Source organism: Megasphaera sueciensis, from assembly GCF_050219315.1.
In the GTDB taxonomy this organism is placed as follows: domain Bacteria; phylum Bacillota; class Negativicutes; order Veillonellales; family Megasphaeraceae; genus Megasphaera_A; species Megasphaera_A sueciensis.
The window spans coordinates 2,342,139-2,361,265 of sequence record NZ_CP116939.1; the positions used below are offsets into that span (position 1 = coordinate 2,342,139).

At 39.8% G+C, this 19,127-nt stretch carries 19 protein-coding genes and 3 tRNA genes; 14 read left to right on the forward strand and 8 right to left on the reverse strand.

What is annotated here, in order from left to right:
• Positions 1 to 149: 149 nt before the first annotated feature.
• From trpE to trpA, 7 genes are read left to right on the forward strand one after another with little or no spacing between them, the layout of a single operon-like run.
• A complete protein-coding gene (trpE, locus tag NXG62_RS11240) occupies positions 150 to 1,631 on the forward strand; it encodes an anthranilate synthase component I (RefSeq protein WP_427112498.1) in 1,482 nt (493 codons plus the stop codon).
• Positions 1,615 to 2,184: an anthranilate synthase component II gene (locus tag NXG62_RS11245; protein ID WP_427112499.1), complete on the forward strand. Its 570-nt coding sequence runs from the start codon at positions 1,615 to 1,617 to the stop codon at positions 2,182 to 2,184. Before trpE ends, NXG62_RS11245 begins: the two co-directional genes overlap by 17 nt.
• A gap of 26 nt (positions 2,185 to 2,210) precedes the next feature.
• Positions 2,211 to 3,224: an anthranilate phosphoribosyltransferase gene (trpD, locus tag NXG62_RS11250; RefSeq protein WP_427112500.1), complete on the forward strand. Its 1,014-nt coding sequence runs from the start codon at positions 2,211 to 2,213 to the stop codon at positions 3,222 to 3,224.
• 12 nt (positions 3,225 to 3,236) lie between these two features.
• Positions 3,237 to 4,025: an indole-3-glycerol phosphate synthase TrpC gene (gene trpC, locus NXG62_RS11255; protein ID WP_427112501.1), complete on the forward strand. Its 789-nt coding sequence runs from the start codon at positions 3,237 to 3,239 to the stop codon at positions 4,023 to 4,025.
• Positions 4,018 to 4,623 (forward strand): phosphoribosylanthranilate isomerase, encoded by a 606-nt coding sequence (locus NXG62_RS11260; protein WP_427112502.1) that lies wholly within the window; start codon positions 4,018 to 4,020, stop codon positions 4,621 to 4,623. Before trpC ends, NXG62_RS11260 begins: the two co-directional genes overlap by 8 nt.
• Positions 4,624 to 4,634: 11 nt before the next feature.
• On the forward strand, positions 4,635 to 5,822 hold the full coding sequence (trpB, locus tag NXG62_RS11265; protein WP_427112503.1) for a tryptophan synthase subunit beta: 1,188 nt from the start codon (positions 4,635 to 4,637) through the stop codon (positions 5,820 to 5,822).
• Complete coding sequence (trpA, locus tag NXG62_RS11270; protein WP_427112504.1) at positions 5,815 to 6,588, forward strand: tryptophan synthase subunit alpha; 774 nt, start codon at positions 5,815 to 5,817, stop codon at positions 6,586 to 6,588. The genes trpB and trpA overlap by 8 nt, the downstream gene beginning before the upstream one ends.
• A gap of 110 nt (positions 6,589 to 6,698) precedes the next feature.
• Here the strand turns inward: trpA and NXG62_RS11275 are convergent, their stop codons facing one another.
• The 5 genes from NXG62_RS11275 to amrA all read right to left on the reverse strand — a co-directional run bounded on the left by NXG62_RS11275 (position 6,699) and on the right by amrA (position 11,147).
• On the reverse strand, positions 6,699 to 7,025 hold the full coding sequence (locus NXG62_RS11275; RefSeq protein ID WP_427112505.1) for a cupin domain-containing protein: 327 nt from the start codon (positions 7,023 to 7,025) through the stop codon (positions 6,699 to 6,701).
• 32 nt (positions 7,026 to 7,057) lie between these two features.
• A complete protein-coding gene (locus tag NXG62_RS11280; protein WP_427112506.1) occupies positions 7,058 to 7,384 on the reverse strand; it encodes a cupin domain-containing protein in 327 nt (108 codons plus the stop codon).
• Between the two features lie 82 nt (positions 7,385 to 7,466).
• Positions 7,467 to 8,768, reverse strand: a complete 1,302-nt coding sequence (gene larA / locus NXG62_RS11285; protein WP_427112507.1) for a nickel-dependent lactate racemase — start codon at positions 8,766 to 8,768, stop codon at positions 7,467 to 7,469.
• A 130-nt stretch (positions 8,769 to 8,898) separates the two neighbouring features.
• On the reverse strand, positions 8,899 to 9,774 hold the full coding sequence (gene amrS / locus NXG62_RS11290) for an AmmeMemoRadiSam system radical SAM enzyme (protein WP_427112508.1): 876 nt from the start codon (positions 9,772 to 9,774) through the stop codon (positions 8,899 to 8,901).
• A gap of 11 nt (positions 9,775 to 9,785) precedes the next feature.
• On the reverse strand, positions 9,786 to 11,147 hold the full coding sequence (amrA, locus tag NXG62_RS11295; RefSeq protein WP_427112509.1) for an AmmeMemoRadiSam system protein A: 1,362 nt from the start codon (positions 11,145 to 11,147) through the stop codon (positions 9,786 to 9,788).
• A 466-nt stretch (positions 11,148 to 11,613) separates the two neighbouring features.
• Between amrA and NXG62_RS11300 the strand changes: the two genes are divergently transcribed.
• The gene (locus NXG62_RS11300) at positions 11,614 to 12,039 is read left to right on the forward strand and encodes a P-II family nitrogen regulator (protein ID WP_427112511.1); all 426 of its coding nucleotides are present in this window, start codon (positions 11,614 to 11,616) and stop codon (positions 12,037 to 12,039) included.
• Between the two features lie 68 nt (positions 12,040 to 12,107).
• Here the strand turns inward: NXG62_RS11300 and NXG62_RS11305 are convergent, their stop codons facing one another.
• On the reverse strand, positions 12,108 to 13,910 hold the full coding sequence (locus tag NXG62_RS11305; RefSeq protein WP_427112512.1) for a phosphoethanolamine transferase: 1,803 nt from the start codon (positions 13,908 to 13,910) through the stop codon (positions 12,108 to 12,110).
• 202 nt (positions 13,911 to 14,112) lie between these two features.
• Between NXG62_RS11305 and NXG62_RS11310 the strand changes: the two genes are divergently transcribed.
• The 6 genes from NXG62_RS11310 (at position 14,113) to NXG62_RS11335 (ending at position 17,963) form a co-directional block, all read left to right on the forward strand.
• Positions 14,113 to 14,189 (forward strand) — tRNA-Asp (locus NXG62_RS11310).
• Positions 14,190 to 14,194: 5 nt separating this feature from the next.
• Positions 14,195 to 14,270 (forward strand) — tRNA-Phe (locus NXG62_RS11315).
• A gap of 7 nt (positions 14,271 to 14,277) precedes the next feature.
• Positions 14,278 to 14,363 (forward strand) — tRNA-Leu (locus NXG62_RS11320).
• A gap of 572 nt (positions 14,364 to 14,935) precedes the next feature.
• The gene (locus NXG62_RS11325; protein WP_427112513.1) at positions 14,936 to 15,733 is read left to right on the forward strand and encodes a D-alanyl-D-alanine carboxypeptidase family protein; all 798 of its coding nucleotides are present in this window, start codon (positions 14,936 to 14,938) and stop codon (positions 15,731 to 15,733) included.
• An 18-nt stretch (positions 15,734 to 15,751) separates the two neighbouring features.
• Entirely contained in the window at positions 15,752 to 17,218 is a 1,467-nt protein-coding gene (locus NXG62_RS11330; protein ID WP_427112514.1) for an ATP-binding protein, read from the forward strand.
• 31 nt (positions 17,219 to 17,249) lie between these two features.
• Positions 17,250 to 17,963 carry a response regulator transcription factor gene (locus tag NXG62_RS11335; RefSeq protein ID WP_427112516.1) on the forward strand — a complete coding sequence of 238 codons (714 nt, stop codon included), beginning with the start codon at positions 17,250 to 17,252 and terminating at the stop codon, positions 17,961 to 17,963.
• A 94-nt stretch (positions 17,964 to 18,057) separates the two neighbouring features.
• Here NXG62_RS11335 and rbr read toward each other — a convergent pair whose 3' ends face one another.
• Both rbr and NXG62_RS11345 read right to left on the reverse strand, forming a co-directional pair.
• Positions 18,058 to 18,594, reverse strand: coding sequence for a rubrerythrin (rbr, locus tag NXG62_RS11340; RefSeq protein WP_427112517.1), 537 nt, complete (start codon positions 18,592 to 18,594; stop codon positions 18,058 to 18,060).
• A gap of 111 nt (positions 18,595 to 18,705) precedes the next feature.
• The gene (locus tag NXG62_RS11345; protein ID WP_427112518.1) at positions 18,706 to 19,125 is read right to left on the reverse strand and encodes a hypothetical protein; all 420 of its coding nucleotides are present in this window, start codon (positions 19,123 to 19,125) and stop codon (positions 18,706 to 18,708) included.
• Positions 19,126 to 19,127 lie beyond the last annotated feature (2 nt).

Below are 19,127 nucleotides of genomic sequence, written 5' to 3' on the forward strand. Positions count from 1 at the left end.
AGTTGCCGGGAATATGTTGGTATTCCGTCGAGTGTAGGGATCAAACCCTAAAACAAGGTGGCACCGCGGGTGAATTATATCCGTCCTTGACAATTTTATTGTCGTGGACGGATTTTTTTTTGTTATCTGAATATTGAAGGAGGTTACAGATGCAAATGATGTCACTGGAAGAAATTAAAACGTATGCAGTAAGCTACAAAGTTGTACCGATCAGCTGCAGCATGTGTGCCGACGTGCGTACTCCCGTTGAAGTACTGCGTATTTTGAAACATGCCAGTTCGCGCTGTTATATTTTAGAAAGTATGGAGGATGCTAAGCGATGGGGAAGGTATACTTTTCTTGGATATAATCCCCAAATGGAACTTACCTGCAAGGATGGAACGATTCATGTTAAATCAGCAGCTGGTACTACGATTTATACAGAATCTCCAGATAACTGTATCCGAAAAATATTAAAAGAATATGTGTCTCCCCGCATTCCGGAACTGCCTCCTTTTACGGGGGGGCTGGTAGGATATTTTTCTTACGATTATCTTAAGTATAGTGAACCTACTCTTCAAATCCGGTCTGTCGATGATGAAGAATTCAACGATTTTGATCTTATGTTATTTGATAAGGTGATAGTTTTTGATAATCTTAAGCAAAAAATTATTCTTATTGCCAATGTCCGTCTTGATAATGCAGAGGAAAATTATAATAAAGCACGACGTGAATTGAAATCTATGGCGGCTCTTATTTGTAACGGCGTGAAGGCAGAATCGGAACCGCTGGTGCTGCATAGCTCGTTTGAAGCATTATTTGATAAAGCCGCATATTGTGCTATGGTCGAGAAAGGCAAGCATTATATACAGGAAGGAGATATTTTTCAAGTAGTGCTTTCTAATCGTCTGCGAGCGGAAGCATCCGGCAGTCTTTTAGATACCTATCGAGTACTGCGCACCGTAAATCCGTCGCCGTATATGTTTTATTTATCGGGGGATAAAGTGGAAATTGCCGGTTCTTCACCGGAGACATTGACACGTCTGCAGGAAGATAAATTATATACCTTCCCTTTGGCCGGGACACGCAAAAGGGGAACGACAGCAGAGGAAGACGAACAGTTGAAGCAAGAATTACTGCATGATCCCAAGGAATTGGCAGAACATAATATGCTTGTTGATTTGGGACGAAATGATTTAGGACGCATTAGTGAATTCGGCAGTGTACGTGTGGACACCTATCTTGATATTTTAAAATTTTCCCATGTGATGCATATGGGATCTACTATCAGCAGTCGCATACAAAAAGGAAAAAGTGCTGTTGATGCAATTGACGCTGTTTTACCGGCCGGTACTTTATCAGGGGCACCAAAAATTAGAGCCTGCCAAATTATAGACGAATTAGAGAATAATAAACGCGGTGTTTACGGCGGCGCTGTTGGCTATATTGATTTTACGGGAAATATGGATACCTGCATTGCGATACGGCTGGCATATAAGATAAAAAATCATGTATGCATTCGGTCCGGGGCAGGGATTGTTGCCGACAGCGTGCCTGAACGGGAATATACAGAATGTTTAAATAAAGCACAAGCAGTGATAATTGCATTGGAACAGGCAGAAGGAGGGATTGATCATGATATTGCTTATTGATAATTATGACAGCTTTTCTTTTAATCTGTATCAGCTGCTGGGACAATTTGATTCTCACATACAAGTTGTCCGCAATGATCAACGAACAGTGAGAGAGATAGAAATGATGAAGCCGAGTCATATTGTTATATCTCCCGGACCGGGGCGCCCCTCATCTGCCGGGATTTGTGAAGAATTAATCCAAAAAGAAGCTGGAAATATTCCTCTTCTTGGCGTGTGTTTAGGGCACCAGGCCATTTGTGAAGTCTTTGGCGGTATTGTTACATATGCTAAAAGACTTATGCACGGCAAACAATCCTGGGCACATCTTGCTGCGGAAAATCCTTTGTTTCAAGGATTACCTGAAAAAGTAGAAGTCGGACGATACCATTCGTTGGCGGTGGAGCCGGATACACTGCCTTCAGAATTATCGATAATAGCTGAAACAGAAGAACATGAAGTTATGGCAGTTGCTCATCGAGAATTTCCTTTATATGGATTGCAATTTCATCCGGAATCTATTTTAACTCCGATGGGGCCCCTTATTATTGAGAATTTTTTAAAAATACAATAAATGTTGCGGCGTGGGAGGAATTTAATATGATAAAAAAAGCAATACAAAAATTGATTAATCATGAAAATTTGGCAATGGATGAAACAATACAAGTTATGGATGAAATTATGAATGGACAGACGACTCAAATTCAGACCGCCGCTTTTTTGACTGCTTTACAAGCAAAAAAAGCTACCATTACAGAAATTACAGCTTGTGCATCCTCCATGCGTGACCATGCATTGAAAATTGAGCCGCATATGGATTTATTGGAAATCGTCGGTACCGGTGGAGATGGTTCCAATTCATTTAACATTTCTACCACGGCAGCCTGTGTATGTGCTGCCGGAGGAGCTAAAGTTGCTAAACATGGGAATCGGGCAGCTTCTTCTAAAAGTGGAGCGGCAGATGTGCTGGAGGCATTAGGGGCCAATATTTCTCTTACTCCGGATGCCTGCATTGCATTATTGAATAAAGTGGGATTATGTTTTTTCTTTGCACAATATTATCATCGATCCATGAAATATGTGGGGCCTGTTCGCAAGGAAATGGGAGTTCCTACGGTATTCAATATTTTAGGACCGCTAACCAATCCAGCTCATGCTACACATCAAGTTTTAGGGGTATATGATCAAGCGTTGGTAGAACCTATGGCACATGTTTTGCGGGGACTGGGCGTAAAACGCGGAATGGTAGTTTATGGACAGGATAAATTGGATGAAATTTCTGCTTCTGCGGCAACTACTATCTGTGAATTTGAGGGAGATGATTTTAAAAATTATGTTATCACACCGGAACTTTTTGGTTTTACCCGTTGTGCTAAAGCCGATTTATGCGGCGGCACACCGGCTGATAATGCCCGTATTACACGCGATGTTTTAAGCGGAGCTGCAGGACCGCGGCGAACAGCTGTTGTTATGAATGCCGGCGCAGGCCTTTATATTTTTGGTAAAGCTGCAACGCTCGAACAAGGCATGCGGCAGGCAGAAGCTCTTATTGACAGTGGTCAGGCAGCAGCAACATTGGATGCCTTTGTAACGCAAAGCCGGTTTGTTTCGTAAGGAGAAAAGAAAATGATTTTAGATGATATCATACAAGCCGTGCGCCAGCGAGTTGAAGCTGATAAAACCCATAATTTACTGCAGGAAATGAAAGAACAGGCACTTGCAATAACATCCTATGGCGAATTTCCTTTTGAAAACGTGTTGTCTGCAGCGGAGATGTCTTTTATTTGTGAAGTAAAAAAAGCATCTCCTTCCAAGGGACTTATTGCGCCGGATTTCCCGTATCTCGCGATTGCCGAAGAATATGAAAAAGCCGGTGCGGCAGCTATTTCCGTTTTGACGGAACGTGATTATTTTAAAGGATCACCACAGTATTTGCAGCATATTGCGGAGACCGTTTCCGTTCCCATTATACGGAAAGATTTTATTATTGATGCATATCAGATTTATGAAGCCAAGGTATTGGGAGCTTCTGCGATTTTGTTGATTTGTGCTGTTTTGGATGATGAAACCTTATGCTCTTTCTTTTCCTTGGCCGATAGGCTGGGGTTGTCAGTTCTTGTTGAAGCGCATGATGAAGCTGAAATAGATAGGGCACTGCGCTGCGGCGCCCGAATTATTGGTGTTAATAACCGTAATTTGAAGGATTTCACGGTATCTCTTGATACGAGCTGCCGGTTGCGGCGTTTAGTGCCGCAGAATGTGCTGTTTGTCGCAGAAAGTGGAATTAAAACGGCTGAGGATATAAGACGGCTGAAGACCTATGGAGTTAATGCTGTTTTGATAGGAGAGACGCTTATGCGAAGTAGAAATAAAAAAGAAATGTTACAAGAACTTCAAGGTGGAAGTTATGATTAAAGTTAAACTTTGCGGAATTTTAAAACCGTGTGAAATTCAATGGGCCAATGAAGAACTACCTGACTATGTAGGATTTGTTTTTGCAGGTGAAAAAAGGCGCATAGAAGATAAGACTGCAGGTATTTTACGACAAATGTTGAATCCCCATATTCCTGCAGTAGGGGTGTTTGTTAATGAAACATTTGAACATATACAACAATTGGTTCAATTAGAAACGATTCAATGGGTACAGCTTCACGGACAAGAAGATGAAATATATATAAAGCGGCTGCGGCAACATAGTAAAGTTCCTATTATTCAAGCGTTTTCCATAGAATCTGCAGCAGATGTACAGAAAGCGTGTCAGAGCAGTGCGGATTATATTCTGTTTGACCATGGCAGAGGCGGCACGGGCGAATGTTTTGACTGGACACTTATCGAAAATATAAAACGGCCTTTCTTTTTAGCAGGAGGAATATGTATGGCTAATGTGGAAAAAGCACGGCACCTTCACCCCTTTGCATTAGATGTAAGCAGCGGTGTTGAAATACAAGGATGTAAAGACAGGGATAAAATCAGACAATTTATAAGGCAGGTCCATTACGGAACTGCACAATAGGAGGAACTATAATGACAACGGGACGATTTGGAGTTTTTGGCGGACAATATATACCGGAAACATTAATGAATGAGATTATACGTTTGGACAAGGCCTATACGCATTATAAAGAAGATGTTCAGTTTCAAGCGGAATTGAAGGATTTATTAGACAATTATGCAAATCGACCGTCTCTGCTGTATTATGCGGGTAAAATGACGGAAGATTTGGGAGGGGCCAAGGTATACTTGAAGCGTGAAGACCTTAATCATACAGGTGCTCATAAAATCAATAATGCCTTAGGGCAGTGCTTATTAGCTAAAAAAATGGGAAAATCCCGGGTCATAGCCGAAACCGGAGCGGGACAACACGGGGTGGCAACCGCAACAGCGGCAGCTTTTATGGGACTTGAATGTGAAGTATTTATGGGAGAAGAAGATACGATTCGCCAAGCTCTTAATGTATATCGTATGGAACTTCTTGGTGCAAAGGTTCATGCTGTAACGAGCGGGACAAAAGTCCTTAAAGATGCTGTTAATGAAGCCATGAGAGAATGGGTAAACAGAGTAGAGGATACGCATTATGTTATTGGATCGGTTATGGGGCCGCATCCTTTTCCTACGATGGTACGAGACTTTCAAAGTGTTATCAGTAAAGAAGCACGACAGCAGATACTGGAAAAAGAAGGGAAATTACCTCGTGCTGTGATTGCCTGCGTAGGCGGCGGCAGTAATGCTATCGGTATGTTTTATCATTTTATTGATGATGCGCAAGTGCAGCTTATTGGTTGTGAAGCAGCTGGACGCGGGATAGATACCCCGTACCATGCGGCAACAATTGCCAAAGGCTCTATAGGCGTATTTCATGGCATGAAGTCGTTGTTTTGTCAAAATGATCAGGGGCAGATTGACCCCGTGTATTCTATTTCTGCGGGATTGGATTATCCGGGAATTGGGCCGGAACATGCACATCTCCATGATATTGGACGGGCACAATATGTACCCGTTACCGATTCACAAGCAGTGGAAGCCTTTGAATATCTGGCTCGTACGGAAGGGATTATTTGTGCTATTGAAAGTGCACATGCATTATTTCATGCCATGCAGATGGCCCCTAAAATGAGTAAAGAGGATATTCTTATTGTATGTTTGTCAGGACGGGGAGATAAGGATGTAGCGGCGATTGCCAGATATAAAGGGAGGAATTTGCGCGATGAGTAATATTGGAAATGCATTTAAAAATGGAAAAGCGTTTATTGGTTTTTTAACAGGCGGCGACCCATCTATTGAAAAAAGCTGTGAATTTATTTTAACCATGGAAAAAGGGGGAGCTGATTTGATAGAAATAGGAATTCCTTTTTCTGATCCCATTGCAGAGGGTCCCGTCATTCAAGAAGCAAATATCCGGGCACTGAAAGGGCATACGAGGTTGGAAGATATTTTTCGCTTAGTTTCCATGGTACGTAAAAAAACACAAATTCCCCTTGTCTTTTTGACTTATTTTAATCCTGTCTTCACGTATGGAATAGAAAAATTTTTTGCTGCATGTGCGAAGATCGGTGTAGATGGCATCATTATACCGGATCTCCCTTATGAAGAGCGCCGGGAAATATCTGAAACAACTCATAGATATGGCATTGATATCATTTCTATGATTGCACCCACCTCAAAAGATCGCATCAAAGAAATTGCAGCTGTTGGAGAAGGGTTTCTTTATATCGTATCATCTTTAGGGGTTACCGGGGTGCGCAAGGAAATTGCGACGGATTTAGAAGAAATTATTCATATTGTCAGAACAGAGACCCACACGCCGGCTGCGGTTGGTTTTGGTATTAATACACCGCAGCAAGTTGCAGACATATCAGCATATGCAGATGGAATTATCGTTGGCAGTGCTATTGTTAGTATTATTGCCAAACAGGGAGATAATGCGGCGCCTTATATTTATGACTATGTGAAAACCATGAAGAAATCTATGAAAAATTGAAAAACATGAATAATTGGCATAAAGTATAAATTGCCGTATTTTTACCGAAATTACGTAAAAACAAATAAAGACTGCCTATTTAGACAGTCTTTGTTTGTTTTTACTTTCTGTTAATCAAAAATTATCAAAGCCATAAAAACAAGATCTTCCGTTCCTTTGTTTTCAATTCCGTGTCCCATGCCATGGGAAGTAAAAGTAACATCACCAGCGGTAATCGTGCGTGTTATGCCATTATCATCATATACGCCTTTTCCTTGAAGAATATAGTAGGTTTCGCTTTCTCCCTGATGTTCATGATAGCCTAGAGAATTACCAGGAGTAATTGTTACTTCTGCGTATAAACCGCATTTTTCGTTCAGCTGCTTTGCATCGAGAAGCTGTTTTACTGTAATATATCCTTTACCGCCCGAAGCATGTTCTTTCTGTATTATTTTCATGGATACCCTCTTTTATTAAATTCAGGACTAGTTCAATCGTAAATGATTAAAGCCATAAGTACCAGATTGGCAGAGCCTCTGTTGATCAAGCTGTGACCGATATCTGATGGGGTATAGGTGACATCCCCCTTTTTTATGATTCGAACTGTTCCGTTATCATTAAATTCACCCTCGCCGGATAAAATATAAAACGTTTCGGCATCTCCGTGGTGAACATGATAGCCGATTTCGCAACCCGGTTCCAGCGTTACTTCGGCATAAACCCGGCATTTTTCGTTCAGTTGTTCATTTGTAAGCAAATGCTTGAAGATTACATGACCGGCGCCGTCAAAAAAATGTTCTTTCTTTATAATTTCCATGAAATCAACTCCTCAGTGTAAAATTTAATATACTTATTTTACCACAAATAGTGATTGCAGGATACTAGCCGATCGTTTGGGTTTATTGTGCGAGGGTAGGAACTACTGTTGTACAATGTGTCATAATATTAATGGTATAATCGTTATTTTTTTGTTCTTCAAGTTTTTTCTGTGCCAGAAGCCAAGCCTCTTTTACTGTCGCAGCAGGAATTTGTCCGGTGCGCCGTATATCTTCGAAGTTTTCTGGACGAGTTACCAGAATTACAGTACAACGATGACATAGACAGAATAAATTATAAGCGACAAAAAATGGAATAGTAAATTCAGCACGCAATGCTTTTTCCATCTCTTCCATTGTGTCAAAACGAAAACTATCCATGTATGCAGGCGGTTCTTTTATATCCCGGGCTTCCATGATGGCAATTACAATGCCGCCGTCTTTGACGGCCATTTCAGCAGGATCATAGCATTTGCTGCCTTGATACAAACTTACATCTTTTGGATATCCACCGGCACAGGCAAATACGACATCTGTTTTTTGCTTCATGGGAACCTGCTGGATGCGGTGTACTTCCTTTGTGCCCTCTAACCAAGCATCATACCAGTCGCCTCCGACCATACGGCAGATCTCACCTTCGGCATTGATGATGGAATGGACAAGAAAACAAGGATTAATTTTTGCGCAGGCTTCAATCATATCATCATTCAATGGATTATGGTCTAGTAAGGTCGGACGAGTAAGCGGATTGACACCTTCGCCAAGTTGGGGAGCCAAGGCGTGACAATGATTACATTGGATAGTTTTATAACCGGAGACTCCAGGAAGGATGAGTTTGCGGCCACCGCCATAACCAGCAAATAAATGTACGGTAATACCGTCTACAATGATGACTTTATCAGCATCGACGACATGTTTATTAATGAAAAGCGGTGTACCTATTTTTGTTTTTCCCAAATCTACCAACGTAGGATCGTTACAGTCATGCTGGTACATTTTAATACGCCGGCACACTTCTTCACCGCAAACCTTGATATTTTCTTCCGGCGTATGAGCGCGATGAGAACCTTGCGCAAATACAATGCAGATATCTGTATCGGGAATGCCGGCTAAGTTTAGTTCATTGATAATATATATTAAAAATTTATTTGATTGGTTCCAGATGCGGGTACAATCCGCGACGACAAGACAAACCGAATCTCCTGGTGTTACTTTTTTTTGCAAAGGTTCACTACCTATCGGATTGCGCATACAGTCGATAGTGGCCGTTTTGATATCAACGGCCGGGACACTTTTTCCTTCCATGACGTCGGAAATGTGTTCTTCCGGCAAACATACCTTTTGAAAGGTATCTCCGATACCAAATGTAAATTCTCTTAAAGACATTTTCCATCATCTCTTCCTTTTAAAGTATTAGCACATATTATAACGCTATTTACTCGGATTTTACAGAGGACAGAAAATGGTATATCGTTTAACGAGTATACGACTTAAGTATAATGAAATTTTGTTTTTCTTATACTTGATCTAAATCGTCATCAGGGACATTTCCAATGTATACATAGTCAAGCCATTTTTTGGCGGCCGCCGCACCGCTGCGCAACGTAGAAATGGGTGTGGCGGGAAGACTCATTTTATACTGTGGGAAGTATCGTGTCAAGTGAAAAGGAATTTGGGAATCAATTTTTGAGAGCCAATGCGCTGTTTTTTCTATTTCTTCGATTCCATCGTTCTCGCCGGGGATGAGCAGAGTTGTTACTTCTACATGCGCAGCGGCGGCAGCTAGTACAATGGTACGTTTAACGGGAGAAAGTGTACCATTGCAGCGGCGAAGATAAAAATTTTCATCAAAAGACTTTATATCAATGTTCCAGGCGTCTATCAAAGGGAGAAGTTCTCGCAGGGGAGCTTCTTCTATAAAACCGTTTGTAACAACAACATTATACAATCCGGCTTTATGGACAAGCGGCGCTGTCTGACGGAGAAATTCATACCATATGATAGGCTCATTATAGGTGTATGCAATACCAATATTTCCTCGTTCTTTCAGTTGTATAGCTAAATGCACGGCATCTTGCGGAGATATTTCTTCATAAGACGGCGTATCTTGCGATATCTGCCAATTTTGACAAAAAGAGCAATGAAAGTTACAGCCCCATGAGCCCAATGATAGAATGAAGCTGCCGGGATGAAAGCGCTGCAGCGGTTTCTTTTCAATGGAATCGAGAGCTATAGATGTGCATTGTCCATAGTTTAATGCCAGAAGTATCCCCGCATCATTGTAACGTGTGTGGCAGCGCCCGCAATGTCCGGGAAGGATAAGGCAATGATGAGGACAAAGTTTGCAGTATATAGCTTTGGTCGGTCTTTTTTCATAATATAACGCTTCCATGATCAACGCCTCTACTCATAACGGGTTACGGTAAACCGATATAAATCAGGGTGAACGGCTGCAGGGATATGGGCTTTTTGCTTTGCGATGGCAATTTGTTGTTCTACCGTATCAATTCCTTCTAAATTAGGCAGCAGCAGTCCGGTGTTAGCATGACTCATGACGATGACTCCGTATTTTTTGGGATCAAGTTGTGCGGAAGATGATATAGCTTCAGGGATGCCAAGGACATCAACGGAAATAGTAATATCCTTCAGTTCGTTTAATTCTACAGGATAAAAGCGGGGATCACGGACAGCAGCAGCTACCGCGTTGTGAATGATTTCGGCTGCTTCCGTAAGCTGTATGGGGAGATATGTTCCGATACAGCCTCGCAGTTCCCCTTGCTTTTTCAGAGATACAAACACGCCTGATTTTTCAGTCAATTCTTCGGGAAGTGAAGAAGGCGTAGATAATATGGCATGATGGGATAAGTAATATTCTATACTTCGCCGGGCCAGTTGTATGCGGATATCTTTTTCTGCGACTGGTTTTTGCGGAGCCCTGTTTTCGTTTAAATATAAGGCAACACCATAGCCGACACCAAACGGACCTTCATAAGAATATACCGGCATATGAGATTGAAAACTGCACAGTATTCCAAATAAAAAATAAACAGATGGAAGACCGCACATGCCAGCTTCTTCGATGAGAGAATCAGGCATAGAACGCAGCAACGTAATATCTTGTTTTTTTAAGGAGTCCATGACGGTATTGTCGAATACGGCTCCTTGAGGAGTATATCCATTAGGCGAATGAGGCAATAAACGATGTGATAAATCTCCGGAAGCAATTACGGCAATACGGCGGCCTATTTTTCCAGCGGCTTTCATGACAATATCACCCAGGGTTGTCATCATATTATAATGATAAAAACAAGGTGAAAGTAAAACGATGGAACCTTGAAAGCCTGCTTTTTGCAAATAATACATAGGGACAAAGGTACCCTGATCAATGGAAATAGAATAACCATAACGGTCGCCCCAGTCTTTTTGATTAAGTTGATGCAAGGGCAAGGTTTTGTTTGTTTCATAGATAATTTCATTGGCAAGTGTCATATCCGTGTTAAGAGACATAGATAATTCGGGAAATCCGAATTTTCCTAAGTTGCCGCATAGGGTAGGCTCTGTAAAAATGGCGGCACCATCACTGAAGATATAATTATGCGGTGACATAATGATGATTGTTTCAGGATGTTGTTCGATAATCAGCTGAGAAGCATGGGAAACAGCTTGGACAGTAGCTTTTATTTTATCCAGCTCATCCTGTCCGATTTCTGGCAGCATAATGGGGGGATGGGGAAATAATGCAGCACCGATACACGTTGATTTCATTTGTGATACCTCCTGTCTTTTACGAATTAATGGGACCATACTGTTTTTTTATTATAACATATACACATATATGATATGGGAATTAGTTAGTAATAATAAAAAAATGCAGGATATATTGACAAATGCCCACGGATAGTGTACTATTTACTTGTAATTTAATACGGGCAATGAAGCCTCTGCAATGTGCTGCAGAGGCTTTTTGCGTGTTAATTACAATATTGTGGTTTTGGCGGCTGCCTGAAATATAGGGAGACAACAAACTATCATTGGGGGATGATATCTTTGTTGTTATTTCGACAGCTAAGTATGGCTACAAGATTATTCTATCATTGTTCGGATGCTTGCTTGGAGTCGGTGGAATGGTATGGTTGAGCGGATGAAAAAATACCATTCCCGGACCGCCTCCTTGAATTGTTTGATATCTACCTGTTAGGGGACGGGATATATACGACGGGAGATTGTGTGAATGAAAGAATTATTAAAGGTTGTAATTATAACTCGTGCCGAAAAGCTTACAGATTTAAAGGAAGCCATGGATGAGCTTCGTGTACCGGGAATGACAGTAACCCAAGTGTATGGATGCGGTATTTCCCGGGGATATACGGAATTTTATCGGGATACACAAATTTCACTTAATTTATTGCCGAAAATAAAAGTAGAAATCATAGTGGGAGATGTTCCCGTGCGAAAAATTATGGAAGCAGCTCGTAAAGCTTGTTATACAGGCCATATAGGTGATGGCAAGATTTTTGTGGAATCGGTGTTGAATGTTATGCGGATCCGGACCGGTGAAGAAGGACTGGCAGCATTGATTGATACAGATGGGGAAGTTGATTTGGTAGATGATATTATTAGTGATAAATATATATACCATATCACGGATGACATATAGGCGGAATGTAAAAATCTCTGCCAAGCATAGGGTATATATACCACTTGCTTATGCAGAGATTTTTTGTGTTAGAATTCTTTGTCATCCATCAGACTGGTCTGTCCAAAGCGGGTGACGAGATCCTGCCGTTTCATTTTCCATGCGGGAGAAGCCAAACTGTAGGATGGATCGTAATTAGGCGATTGAATATTTAATATGCCGCAAATAAATTCATATTCCAAATCATTGGTAAAAAAAGAATTTTGATGGGCTTTTAACGTATCTGCAATAACCGGGTTACGTTCTATATAGTCAGAAGATACATAACAAAACATAGGAATTCGCAATACTTTAAATCCCGTTTCATCAGGTTTTCGGCCTTCTAAAGGATCAGAGCCATGGTCAGAAAAATATACCATCGCATCTAAATTAAGATGTTCTCTGCCATAGTCAAATATTTGCGATAAAATCCAATCGGTATATAATACTGTATTATCAAAATCAGCTTCTTCATTTAATTTTCCGTCATTAAAACGCTGAAATTCAGCTGGATAGCGGTTGCGATATTCAATGTGGCTGCCCATAAGATGAAGAACGATAAAGTTATTTTCACTCGGGTTGACGCGTTGTAAAAAACCTAATAATGCATCATCGTGACAAGATTCTTTTAAATCACGGTCAGTCCATTCGGCGTTGTCAACGGTATTAGCCACAAGGGTAATCGGAGTATCGGCGACTCCAACAGAACCTTGATTGCTAAACCAGTACGTTTTATATCCTATTTTTTTTGCCATATCAATAATAGATATAGATTCATTGAATTCTTTATTATTATAAAAATTTGATTCAGTTAAGGCATGTTCTAAGACCGGTACTGTATACCAAACACAACTGTATACGTTATTGAATAAGGTAAATTGAGGATTGTTTTTTTCTGCCGTAAGCCACGGTGTATTTTCTACATGGCTAGAATTATACGCATTCATGAGTGTTCGTGTTTCTGATTCTCCAATAACTACAATAACGGTGTGCGGATGATCGGGTTTGTGAAGCTGAACTGCTTGCAATCCGGCAAATTTGGTATCGTGGTTTTCTGCATACAGAGAAGAGCGATTCATGTAGTCTCGCGTATCAAGAAATAAGCGGATAGGAAAACACTCTGGGAAAATTTCACTGCCTAAAGCGTAAAAAGAAGGAAAAATAATAATAAGCGACAACAGCGCGATTATTTTCGGTTTCCAAGAAAGTCTGGAGCAATGAATCCGGTGACAATTTGCTTTTGCAAACACAGATATAATGATCGCAAGTGCAATTATAATAAAAAACAATTTTGAATAACCTAGAGAATGAAAATATTCCAGCATTTCTGCCGGATTGGTTTGATAAATCAGTAATGCTCCCGAAGTAGTGATGCAAGACTGGTACAATGCATAATATACCCATTGCACAGCCGGAACCAGTAAAGTTGCCAACTGTACCAGTGTCATTAAGAAAATTCCTGTTCTTTGAGGAAGGTGCTGTTTAATGAGCATGTTGATGCAAAAAACGATAGCAAATACATAGAGACCAACATAGACATCATAGATATTATTCAAATAAATCGTATTGCTTTTGATTAATGTTGAAAAATTGAGTAAGGGTCCTGTTACGATCCAGGAAATACCAATGATGGCGGTAGGAATGACCGAGGCGATAGAGATATTCTCCCAATACAGTGCCAGCGCTAAAGTGACGGCTGCTACGGCAGGAATCAATCCAAATGTAAATTCTTTAATATTATCTTCACCCAGCCCCAAAGATATTAATAATTCCCATTGAAAACAGAGAACATAAATGACAAGAAAAATACAGAATAAATAAAAAATCCTTCGTGCAATTGTTGACCTAGGCATACATCCATACCCCTTTTATTAATAAAAAATTTACATATTACTTATCTATTATACATCATTAATAAAAGATTACATAGTAATATATATGATTATTTTATCCGTAATTTTACAGAATTATATAAAAGCACTCTTGTCAAAGATAATTACGTATGGTATAATATCCAAGTGTTCAAGCCATTAAGGCTTGATTATATAACTATGCGGCCTCGTGGTGTAGCGGTTTAACATGTCGCCCTGTCACGGCGAAGATCGTCGGTTCAAATCCGATCGAGGTCGCCATATTTGCTTAGGTAGCTCAGTCGGTAGAGCAGGGGACTGAAAATCCCCGTGTCGGCGGTTCAATTCCGTCCCTAAGCACCAAAAACACGCGGTCGTGGCGGAATGGCAGACGCGCTACTTTGAGGGGGTAGTGGGTGAAAACTCGTGCTGGTTCAAATCCAGTCGACCGCACCATAGATGTGTAAAGCCAGCAATATATGCTGGCTTTTTTTGTGTACAAAAGGTAATATAGATGCGTATAAATATAAGTTTTGGCTAGACTATGCAGCTATATGGTTGCAGTGCGATACTATTGGAAAATATATCCCATGTAGAAAATGAAAGCAACTACGCAGAAAACACCTAAGGTACGAATTAAATTTAGTTTTTGACGCTTCGATTTTGTCATGTTTTTATCTTTATATCGTCCCATCGCTAAAACAGAACGGATTGCAGATATTGCAAACAAACAGATTATAAATAATAAACCGTAAAACATGATATCATTAAACATAATTCCATCTCCTCATCAGATAACACAATTATTATAATCATAATACTATTTTTTTCTATGAAATTCAATCATCTATCATATATCAAGAAGGTATTCATGATCAATACGTTGACATCAAATTAAAAGTGTTTAATAATAATATAATAAAAAATGTATGCGGTTATAGTTATTTGTATATGTTTACATCAATTACCAGAGGTGAAGTGTATTGACACGTTTATTGAAAAAGATATGTATAATTGGTTTATGGAGTATGTCGATTTTATCCTGCGGGTTTATGATCAATGCTGTGCAGGCAGCGGTACCATCAACGGGAGCAGAGGCTGCCTGCATGATTGATGCAGATACAGAAACGATTTTATATCAAGTCAATCCTACAAAGTGGATGAATCCAGCTAGTACAACGAAAATAGTAACATTAATTACGGCTCTTGATACAGGGAAAAATAAAATGAATGACGCGGTTCACATAACAAGCGAAGCGGCCGATACAGAACCATCTTGCTTAGGTATTGCCCCGGGAGATTCCATTAGTTTAAAAGAAATATTACGCGGCATGATGGTTGTATCAGGGAATGATGCTGCTGTAGCAGTAGCACAAACCTTGGGAGGTTCTGTGAGCGAATTTGCTGATATGATGAATAAGGAAGCGGTTAAAATGGGAGCTAAGCATTCTCATTTCGTTAATCCCAACGGTCTCACTGCGATAAAACATTATACAACAGCGATTGATATGGCACGGATGGCAGCTTATGGAATGAAACATTATCCGGAATTTCGATATATTGTCAGCTTAAAAGAATATAATATGAAATATATGGATTCCCGCAAACCTAAATATGTTACTACTACTAATTATTTTCTTACGAGCGGTTATGCCGGTGCCGACGGCATTAAAACTGGTTTTACTGATGCCGCGGGAGATTGTTTGGTTGCTTCGGCGACCAGGGATGGACATACGTTGATAGTTGTATTGTTTAATGATGATGATCGTTGGACAGATGCACCTAATATACTTGATTATGGATTCCGGCGCATTGCTAAGGAATAATATTCAGAAAGGTTTTCTATGACGCTGAAGCAAAGGATGCTTATTTCAAATTTAATCATGATAGTACTGCCTTTTGTTATTTCCAGCTTGGTAGGTTTGTTTGCTGCGGCTATGATGCATGATGCCTATTGGAATCCCGTAGAAAATATGTTTTCCGACCGAGATGAGTTGGTATATGCACAAAGCTTACTCTATGAAGAACAGGGACCATTGACGGATACGGATCCGGCTCATGTGGAACAACGTGATGCAGCAGTGCGGCGTCTTGTTATTCAAATGGCTGACTTGGGATACCATGTGCAATATACTTTAAATGGTGAAGAACAATTCAACAATATTACTCCGGAAGATGATCAGATAGGTATTGGCATACTGGGAGAAGAAGCGCGCAAATTGGATTATATTACCGCAAGCAAGGGAAACGTGCATATTATAAAAACCCAGTGGATTAATGGAAATGACGTTGCTATTATCAGAGCTATTAATCCTGGAAAAGATATGGAACCGGTGCATTTTTCGTTTTTTTATACTTATGTAAGTTTATTTTTATTTATAATGTTCTTTTTTGTGCTTATTACGATGGTTATTGTTAACACAATCATGTATAATAAATCCAAGGAACTTATTCTTGATCCTTTGCAGCAAATCAGTAGGGCGGCAAAGGCGATACGTTCCGGAGATTTGACTACTCCCGTAAATCTAAAAGGAAAGCAGACGGAGGAACTGCTTCAAGTATGCCATGATTTTTCTGATATGCAGACATATTTGAAAAATTCTATGGCAAGACAAGCTGAATATGAAAAGTACCGTCGTGAATTATTAGCGGGGATATCCCATGATTTGCGGACGCCTTTGACGTCGATAAAAGGGTATGCGGAAGGATTACTTACGGGTATCGCCGATACAAAGGAAAAGCAGCAGCGTTACTATCGAGCTATACAGACACGGGCTGATGATTTGGAACGACTAGTAAATAATTTATCTCTCTATAATCACTTTGATACATCTATGTTTATGGCAAAACCGGAAATTTGTTCTTTTTCTGAAATACTCCAGACGTATATAATAGAAGAGAAAGAACGTTTTGAAAAAGATAATATTGTTGTTGAATGGAATATGGAAACGGACGAAGATAAGGTGTATCTTGATAAAACGGAATTCCATCGTATTTTTGATAACTTATTTAACAATTCTGTAAAATATCGAGTATGTCCGGTTTCACATATTCGACTGCACTTGGAAAAAGAAGACAATATTCTTGTTTTCTTATTTAGTGATGACGGACCGGGTATCGTTGCCAGCAACACGGATTATATTTTTGAAGCTTTTGTTCGTTTGGATGCGGCACGAACGCATACAGATCAAGGGAGCGGATTGGGTTTAGCTATTGTCAAGAAGATAATAGAAGCTCATAAAGGAACAATACGCGCGTATAATGATCGAGGGTTGACGATTTGCATTACGTTACCTTTATACAAAGAATAGACGAATAATAGACAGTAGGGAGGAAAATATAATGGCACATATTTTAGTTGTTGAAGATGATGAATTGATTGCGGCGTTGGAACGGGATTTTTTGGAAGCCAATGGCTTTGTTGTTACTATTGCCAGTAATGGTCTTGGTGGATTGGAAGCTATTGAAAAAGGAGATATTGATGCAGTGTTAATGGATGTCATGCTTCCAGGTGAAGATGGTTTTACTGTTTGTCGTAAAATCCGGGATAAAAGCGATGTCCCAATTTTATTTGTAACAGCGAAACGGGAAGATGTAGATAAAATTAAAGGTTTAAGTTTGGGTGCCGATGATTATATCGTTAAACCCTTTAGTCCGACGGAAATGGTTGCTCGATTAAAAGCTCATTTGGAAGTGCATAACCGATTATTGGGTAAGCGGAAACAAGTATCTGATGTTAATACTCCTGATGTTCATATTGGTGATTTACGAATTTTTATTAGCCGTCATCAGGTATTTCGTGGAAAAATAGAAATATCTCTGACAGGTAAAGAGTTCAATCTGCTGTTGTTTTTAGCACAACATCCTAATCAGGTTTTTTCGAAAAAATATTTATTTGAAATGATATGGCACTTGGATGCACTAGGTGAATTAGCTACGGTTACAGTGCATGTAAATCGACTGAGGGATAAGTTAAATGAAGTAAAACCGGAGTTTACGGCAATTGAAACGGTATGGGGAAATGGATATCGGTTTCGGGCCAATGAAAATGCATAGAGAATATTAAAAAAGATCCTGCCAATTTATATATTGGCAGGATCTTTTTGAAAATTATAAAAAATAGATAGTATAGTTTATGAAAATTAATCAATTAGTAATTAATTTTACGGACTTCAAAGTAAGCCTGGGGATGAGCACAAACAGGACACTTTTGCGGAGCTTCAACACTTTCGCAGATATAGCCGCAATTACGACACTGCCAAACTGTTTTCCCCGTATGGTTGAATACTTGTTTTTTTTGGATATTATTTAGAAGTGCCAGATATCGTTCTTCGTGATGTTTTTCGATTTCACTTACTTTTTCAAATTCAAAAGCAATATCATTAAAACCTTCTTCTTTTGCTACTTTCGCAAAAGAAGGATACATTTCGGTCCATTCATAATGTTCACCGGCTGCTGCATCCTTCAATGCACTATCGATGTCCGGCATACCATCCATGAGGTGTTTGAACCACATTTTGGCATGTTCTTTTTCATTTCCCGCTGTTTCTTCAAAAAAAGCGCTGATTTGTTCATAACCAGCTTTCTTTGCTACGCTGGCATAATACGTGTACTTATTTCTAGCTTTAGATTCACCGGCAAAAGCGGTTTCTAAATTCTTTTCTGTTTTACTGCCTTTTAATTGCATATCGGACTACCTCCTTGACATAATTACAAAGTAAACAATAACAATTACTTATTAATAAAATTATAACGCATGTAGTATAAAAAAACAAGTGTGCAATACAGTCAATTTTTGTTATTCTTGTTTTTGTTTGTTATTCTGATTGTTTTGACTGTTAGAGCGGGCTGAATCCGTATATGATTGTTTCTGAGAAGCACTAACGGCCGGCTGCTTACGAGGGACGGCAGTATCTTCACTGCGTGTCTGTGATGAGGCAGCATTTTCTGCAGAGTGAACATCCTCCTGAAGATCGCCATATTTACTGCGTAATTGCGATTCCCAGACCTTTGCTTTTTCTGGATACATGCGTTTTAACTTTTCAAATAATTCTGCTTTTTCAGCAGTTCCTTTATGTAAAGCTCCCTGTAATTCTTGGTATTCCTTATAATAAGTAATCCAGTTTTGCAGTGGCTGATAATCATTTGTCATAAAGGAAGTATAACTTAAAAAGGAAAATATACAAGATAACACCAGACAGATTATCACCTTCGACATTA

Bases quoted from the DNA above. Each gene is read 5' to 3' on its own strand.
- trpE (WP_427112498.1), top strand. From the start codon at position 150: ATGCAAATGATGTCACTGGAAGAAATTAAAACGTATGCAGTAAGCTAC.
- NXG62_RS11245 (WP_427112499.1), top strand. From the start codon at position 1,615: ATGATATTGCTTATTGATAATTATGACAGCTTTTCTTTTAATCTGTAT.
- trpD (WP_427112500.1), top strand. From the start codon at position 2,211: ATGATAAAAAAAGCAATACAAAAATTGATTAATCATGAAAATTTGGCA.
- trpC (WP_427112501.1), top strand. From the start codon at position 3,237: ATGATTTTAGATGATATCATACAAGCCGTGCGCCAGCGAGTTGAAGCT.
- NXG62_RS11260 (WP_427112502.1), top strand. From the start codon at position 4,018: ATGATTAAAGTTAAACTTTGCGGAATTTTAAAACCGTGTGAAATTCAA.
- trpB (WP_427112503.1), top strand. From the start codon at position 4,635: ATGACAACGGGACGATTTGGAGTTTTTGGCGGACAATATATACCGGAA.
- trpA (WP_427112504.1), top strand. From the start codon at position 5,815: ATGAGTAATATTGGAAATGCATTTAAAAATGGAAAAGCGTTTATTGGT.
- NXG62_RS11275 (WP_427112505.1), bottom strand. From the start codon at position 7,025: ATGAAAATAATACAGAAAGAACATGCTTCGGGCGGTAAAGGATATATT.
- NXG62_RS11280 (WP_427112506.1), bottom strand. From the start codon at position 7,384: ATGGAAATTATAAAGAAAGAACATTTTTTTGACGGCGCCGGTCATGTA.
- larA (WP_427112507.1), bottom strand. From the start codon at position 8,768: ATGTCTTTAAGAGAATTTACATTTGGTATCGGAGATACCTTTCAAAAG.
- amrS (WP_427112508.1), bottom strand. From the start codon at position 9,774: ATGGAAGCGTTATATTATGAAAAAAGACCGACCAAAGCTATATACTGC.
- amrA (WP_427112509.1), bottom strand. From the start codon at position 11,147: ATGAAATCAACGTGTATCGGTGCTGCATTATTTCCCCATCCCCCCATT.
- NXG62_RS11300 (WP_427112511.1), top strand. From the start codon at position 11,614: ATGAAAGAATTATTAAAGGTTGTAATTATAACTCGTGCCGAAAAGCTT.
- NXG62_RS11305 (WP_427112512.1), bottom strand. From the start codon at position 13,910: ATGCCTAGGTCAACAATTGCACGAAGGATTTTTTATTTATTCTGTATT.
- NXG62_RS11325 (WP_427112513.1), top strand. From the start codon at position 14,936: ATGTCGATTTTATCCTGCGGGTTTATGATCAATGCTGTGCAGGCAGCG.
- NXG62_RS11330 (WP_427112514.1), top strand. From the start codon at position 15,752: ATGACGCTGAAGCAAAGGATGCTTATTTCAAATTTAATCATGATAGTA.
- NXG62_RS11335 (WP_427112516.1), top strand. From the start codon at position 17,250: ATGGCACATATTTTAGTTGTTGAAGATGATGAATTGATTGCGGCGTTG.
- rbr (WP_427112517.1), bottom strand. From the start codon at position 18,594: ATGCAATTAAAAGGCAGTAAAACAGAAAAGAATTTAGAAACCGCTTTT.
- NXG62_RS11345 (WP_427112518.1), bottom strand. From the start codon at position 19,125: ATGTCGAAGGTGATAATCTGTCTGGTGTTATCTTGTATATTTTCCTTT.